The organism is Candidatus Nitrosarchaeum limnium BG20, from assembly GCF_000241145.1.
In the GTDB taxonomy this organism is placed as follows: Archaea; Thermoproteota; Nitrososphaeria; order Nitrososphaerales; family Nitrosopumilaceae; genus Nitrosarchaeum; species Nitrosarchaeum limnae.
On sequence record NZ_AHJG01000191.1, the window covers coordinates 1 to 5,138 of the forward strand.

Sequence of the window (5,138 nt, forward strand, 5' to 3'; positions counted from 1 at the left end):
CAGATTTGATAAAATCATTCAGATACCATTACCAGATAAAGAAAGTAGAAAGATGATTTTGAAAATTAATGCAGAAAAAATACCAATAAATGATGATCCAAATGATCCACAACGAGTAGATATTGATAAAATTGCTGAATTAACAGATGGGTTAAGTGGTGCAGATACCGCTGCAATTGCAAACACTGCAGTATCACTAGTTATTCACGAGTTCTTAGATGCACATCCAGATGTTAAAGACATTGAGAAAAGTTCTACAGATGCCAAAGTAACTATGAAGCACTTTGAAGCAGCAGTAAAGAAAGTAAGAGAACAAAAGAACCTCAAGATAGGCGAAAAACTAGTGGCATCTTATTACAGGTAGTTTTTATTAAATAGACATACCAACTCTCGTAAATGTCAGAATTTAGAGGATATACAGGTAAGTCATTAGAATTTTTAAAAACAAATAAAATCAACGTTGGCGATTCAGTCAAAATTCTTTCAGATTTAACATATTTGGGGATAATTATGCCAAGATATGAGCACAATGATGATAAACATCTTGTTCTGAAATTAAAGAGTGGATACAATGTTGGATTAGAGATTGAGACCATTAAAAAAATAGAGAAAATACAAAGTCCTGAAAAAATAATGGAAAAAAAAGAAAGAGTTGAAAAAAATCCAAACCTACCAAAAATTCTCTTATTATCAACTGGCGGTACAATTGCAAGTAAAGTAGATTACAGAACTGGTGCAGTGACTCCAGTTTTAACTGCTGAGGAACTTAATTCATCAGTTCCTGAACTTGCAAAAATTGCCAATGTTGATGCAGTGGTATTATTTTCAGAATATTCAGAAAACATAATGCCAGAGCATTGGTTGAAAATTGCAGATAAATTAAAAGATTATTCAACTTCAGATTATTCTGGAATTATTATTGCACATGGAACAGATACAATGCATTACACATCATCATTTCTATCATTTGCACTAGCGGGATTTCCTATTCCTATTGCACTTGTAGGTTCACAAAGATCTTCAGATCGTGCATCTTCAGATGCAGCATTGAATTTGATTGGGGCTATAAAATTTCTTGTTGCTTGTAAAACAAATGGTGTGTATATTGTAATGCATCAGGATGAAAACGATGAAACAATAGCATGTCATTTAGGAACAAGAGTAAGAAAAAACCATACTAGTAAAAGAGGGGCATTTCAGACAATTGGAGATAATCCAGCATTTATTGTTTTAAATGATCAAGTTATTAGAAATTCAAAAGATGATTTTTTCAAAGTTAAAGAGTTTCAGCCAAAAATAAATCTAAATACCAAAGTTGCACTAGTGAAATATCATCCAGGATATGATCCAAGTATTTTGGAAAAAATCATTGAGATGAATTACAGGGGAATAATTTTTGAAGGTACTGGTTTAGGACACATTGGAAAAACAATGTATGAAAATGTAAAGAGAGCTAACGAGAAAGGAATTTTCTTAGGCATGACATCACAGTGCATTGACGGTAGAGTAAGCATGACAGTATATGAAAGTGGTCGAGATTTACTCAATTTAGGAATAATTCCATTGGAGAACATGATTCCAGAGGTAGCACTTGTCAAGGCGATGTGGGTTTTAGGAAATTCAAAAAAAGTTGAAGATGTAAAATACATGATGCTTCAAAATATTGCTTCTGAAATATCTAAGTAAAATGGTGATATGAATGTCTGAATTTTTTATTGAAAATATTGGTTTAAAGGTTGGTCTTGAAATACATCAGCAGTTATCTACTAACAAAAAATTATTCTGTAATTGTAGACCGTTTGAATCTGATGAATATACTATAAAATTTCAAAGAAGATTAAGAGCTGTAAAAAGTGAATTAGGAGAATACGATCCAGCTGCATTATTTGAGAGATCCAAGTTTAAAACAATGATGTATTATGCGAATCAAGAAAGCAGTTGTTTAGTAGAACAAGATGAAGAACCACCTCATCAATTAGACGGTAATGCAAAAAATCTTGTTTTGATAATTTCATCAGCACTCAAATCAAATATTTTTAGCGAAATTTACCCCATGAGAAAAACAGTGATTGATGGCTCAAACACTACGGGTTTTCAGAGAACAATGTTAGTTTCTCAAGGAGGGTATATTGAGGTAGACGGTGAAAAGATTGGTGTTCAGTCGATTTGTTTGGAAGAAGATGCAGCAAGATTACTTGGAGACAAGGGAGACATAAGAGAATACAGTTTGGATAGACTTGGAGTCCCATTAATTGAAATTGCATTAGAACCAGTTGAAGGAGATTCAAAAAAAATTAAAAAAATCGCTTTATCTCTTGGAAGACTGTTACGAAGTACAAAAAAAGTCACTCGTGGAATTGGCTCAATTCGACAAGACGTCAATGTTTCAATCAGAGATGGTGGAGGAGTAGTAGAAGTAAAAGGAGTACAACAACTAGATCAATTAGAGAAAGTAGTAGAATTTGAGGCTAAAAGACAACATGGTCTTGTAAAAATTGCAGAGAAATTACAAAATTCTAGTTTTGATAAAATTTCAAGAGAGACAGATATTTTTGATATAACAAATGACTTTAAGATTTGTCAATCAAAAATTATCCAAAAAGCGATAAAAGATGAATCAATAATCAAGGCAATTAGAATTAGAAATTTTGCCGGCATGTTTGGTTATTCACCACATGAAGGAATAAGATTGGGGAAGGAGATAGGCCAACTTGTAAAATTTTATGGGATTGGAGGAGTTTTTCATTCAGATGAATTACCAAACTATGGTATAGAAGAAAGTGATGTAGTAATTGTTAAAAAAATATTAGAAACAAATGAGAATGATGCATTTTTAATAATTGCAGCACCATTAGAAAAAATTGATTTTGCTATTGAATCCATAATTAATAGAATTAGTCAAGCAAAAAACGGAGTTCCTGCGGAAACAAGGTTAGCAACCCAAACTGGCGAAACTACATTTCTCAGACCCAGACCAGGGGCATCAAGAATGTATCCTGAAACAGATATTCCACCAATCATTGTAACAAATAAAGAATTACTTGATTCAAAAAATAATATACCAAAATCATGGGATGAATCAATAAGAGAATTACAAAAAAAATATAATTTGAATTTACAATTAGCTGAACAAATTTTTGACTCACAATATTTAGAAATTTTTGAAAAAATTTGTGAAAAGACATCAACCACACCAACTTTTGTAGCATCTATTCTTTGTTCTAGCATTACAAGTTTAGAAAGAAATGGGTTAAATTCTCAATTATTAAAAAACGAAGAAATTTCTAAAACTTTTGAATTTTTAGAGGATAAAAAAATTACTAAAGAATCAATTGAAATCATATTTGAAAATGTCATGTCTGGAAAATCAAAAACTATTGAACAGGCAATAAAAAACACGTCGATTGAAACCCTAAGCAAAGAAGAATTTGAAAAAATCATCGAAAGTATTGTTAAAAATAATAAAGAAATCATTCAAAATCAAAAAGAACGCTCAGTTAGCCCTTTGATGGGAATTGCTATGAAAGAACTTAGAGGAAAAGTATCAGGTGAAATGGTAAACAATACGTTATTAGAAAAGATTAAGAAATTTCTAGAAAATAATTGATGATTATGTGCGGGAAGTGGGATTTGAACCCACGAACTCCTAGAAGATAAGGATCTGAACCTTACGCCTTTGACCGGGCTGGGCGACTCCCGCGATCTAAATTTTGAAATCTAGAATAAGTTTCTTTATTATACTGTTTTACTTAAAATACAATAAATCAACTAGTATAGAAATGGAGTTTAGAGAAATTTACTGTAGTAATTGTAAAAAGGTTTTAGGAAATTATAATATTAAATTTTATAATGAGGATAAAATTGGTGAGATAATTAACACATATCATATTTCACATATACGAAGTGGTCATCAAGTTACAGTAAAAAAATTGATCAAAAAATCATAATTAAAATTTTAGTGTTTCAACGGCTTCAGACAAAGTAGAAATTCTTTGAATGTTTGGATCTGAAATGTGTTGATTCCATGGTTGTGAGTAAAGAAGTATCTTTTTTTTATGTTGTAAGAATTTTATCGCATTTAATGGAGAGTCATCAATAAAAACATCATAATCCAGATCTGCTTTCATAGTACCATCAATTACTGAAACATAATTTTGATAAGATATATCGTGTAGTTTAAGCCAATTTTTTACAAAAGAATCAGTTGAAAGTTCTCTAGCTGTTACAATATCAACTTGTCCAAGATTTGAAAGATTTTGTGTAATAACAGATAGATTATTTTCTGTGGGAGGGATAGAATTCCAGTCTTTCCAACAAAAGGTTAATTCTTCATAAAAGTCGAATCTATTAATTTTAAATTTTTTCCAAAAATCCCAATTAGTAATATCATTTTTGGAGATGTTTGATCTGATTTTATTATTGTAAATTAGCCATGATTCAATTACATCAGCTAGCACACCATCAACATCTAAAGCAATTTTCAATAGTATTACCTACTACTCTTTAGACTTTTCAAATTCTTCTAAAAGATTTTTTTGATGTTTATTGAGTTTTTTAGGAATAGTAACGACGATTCTAACGAATTGATCTCCCCTATTTTTAGAATTCATTCGTGGTACACCTTTGCCTTTTAATTTTATTATTGTATTAGGCTGACTTCCTGATTCAACCTTTATTTTTTCAGTTCCATCTAATGTGGGTACTATAATTTCACGACCTAAAGCTGCATCAACCATAGATACGTCTTGATCATAAAAGATATCCATTCCATCTCTCTTGAATTTAGGGTGAGGTTGAACCCTAATTCTAACAATTAGATCACCATTAATTCCTCCCGGCATTTCATTTCCTTCTTCTGGTACTGTATAATCACCAGTTTCTACACCACTTGGAATATCAAACGATATTTTTTTGGTTCCTTTTTTCTTTCCGTTTCCTTTACACTCACTACATGGTGTTTGTATGATTGAGCCTTCTCCCCTACATGCCGAACATGGTTCTACTGTAACAAAAGAAGCAAATCCCATGCTTCTACTTTTACGAACTTGACCTTGACCATTACATGTTGAACATGTATTCTTGTTTGTACCAGGTTTACATCCAGAACCGTGACATATTTCACATAGAATTTCTTTTTG

At 31.4% G+C, this 5,138-nt stretch carries 4 protein-coding genes, 1 tRNA gene and 1 pseudogene; 3 read left to right on the forward strand and 3 right to left on the reverse strand.

Annotated features, from left to right (window positions below; genetic code table 11):
* The 3 genes and pseudogenes from BG20_RS06560 to gatE all read left to right on the forward strand — a co-directional run.
* Positions 1-364 (forward strand): annotated as a pseudogene (locus BG20_RS06560) (AAA family ATPase); the annotation flags it as partial.
* Between the two features lie 32 nt (positions 365-396).
* Positions 397-1,686: a Glu-tRNA(Gln) amidotransferase subunit GatD gene (gene gatD, locus BG20_RS06565; protein WP_010192507.1), complete on the forward strand. Its 1,290-nt coding sequence runs from the start codon at positions 397-399 to the stop codon at positions 1,684-1,686.
* Between the two features lie 13 nt (positions 1,687-1,699).
* Positions 1,700-3,607 (forward strand): Glu-tRNA(Gln) amidotransferase subunit GatE, encoded by a 1,908-nt coding sequence (gene gatE, locus BG20_RS06570; RefSeq protein WP_010192509.1) that lies wholly within the window; start codon positions 1,700-1,702, stop codon positions 3,605-3,607.
* A gap of 8 nt (positions 3,608-3,615) precedes the next feature.
* Here gatE and BG20_RS06575 read toward each other — a convergent pair.
* From BG20_RS06575 to BG20_RS06590, 3 genes are all read right to left on the reverse strand, one after another.
* A tRNA-Leu gene (locus tag BG20_RS06575) sits at positions 3,616-3,700 on the reverse strand.
* Between the two features lie 247 nt (positions 3,701-3,947).
* Positions 3,948-4,484 carry a 5' nucleotidase, NT5C type gene (locus tag BG20_RS06585; RefSeq protein ID WP_010192517.1) on the reverse strand — a complete coding sequence of 179 codons (537 nt, stop codon included), beginning with the start codon at positions 4,482-4,484 and terminating at the stop codon, positions 3,948-3,950.
* Positions 4,485-4,496: 12 nt separating this feature from the next.
* Positions 4,497-5,138, reverse strand: a 642-nt coding sequence (locus BG20_RS06590; protein WP_010192518.1) for a DnaJ C-terminal domain-containing protein, incomplete at its 5' end; no start/stop codon positions are given.

Bases quoted from the DNA above. Each gene is read 5' to 3' on its own strand.
- gatD (WP_010192507.1), top strand. From the start codon at position 397: ATGTCAGAATTTAGAGGATATACAGGTAAGTCATTAGAATTTTTAAAA.
- gatE (WP_010192509.1), top strand. From the start codon at position 1,700: ATGTCTGAATTTTTTATTGAAAATATTGGTTTAAAGGTTGGTCTTGAA.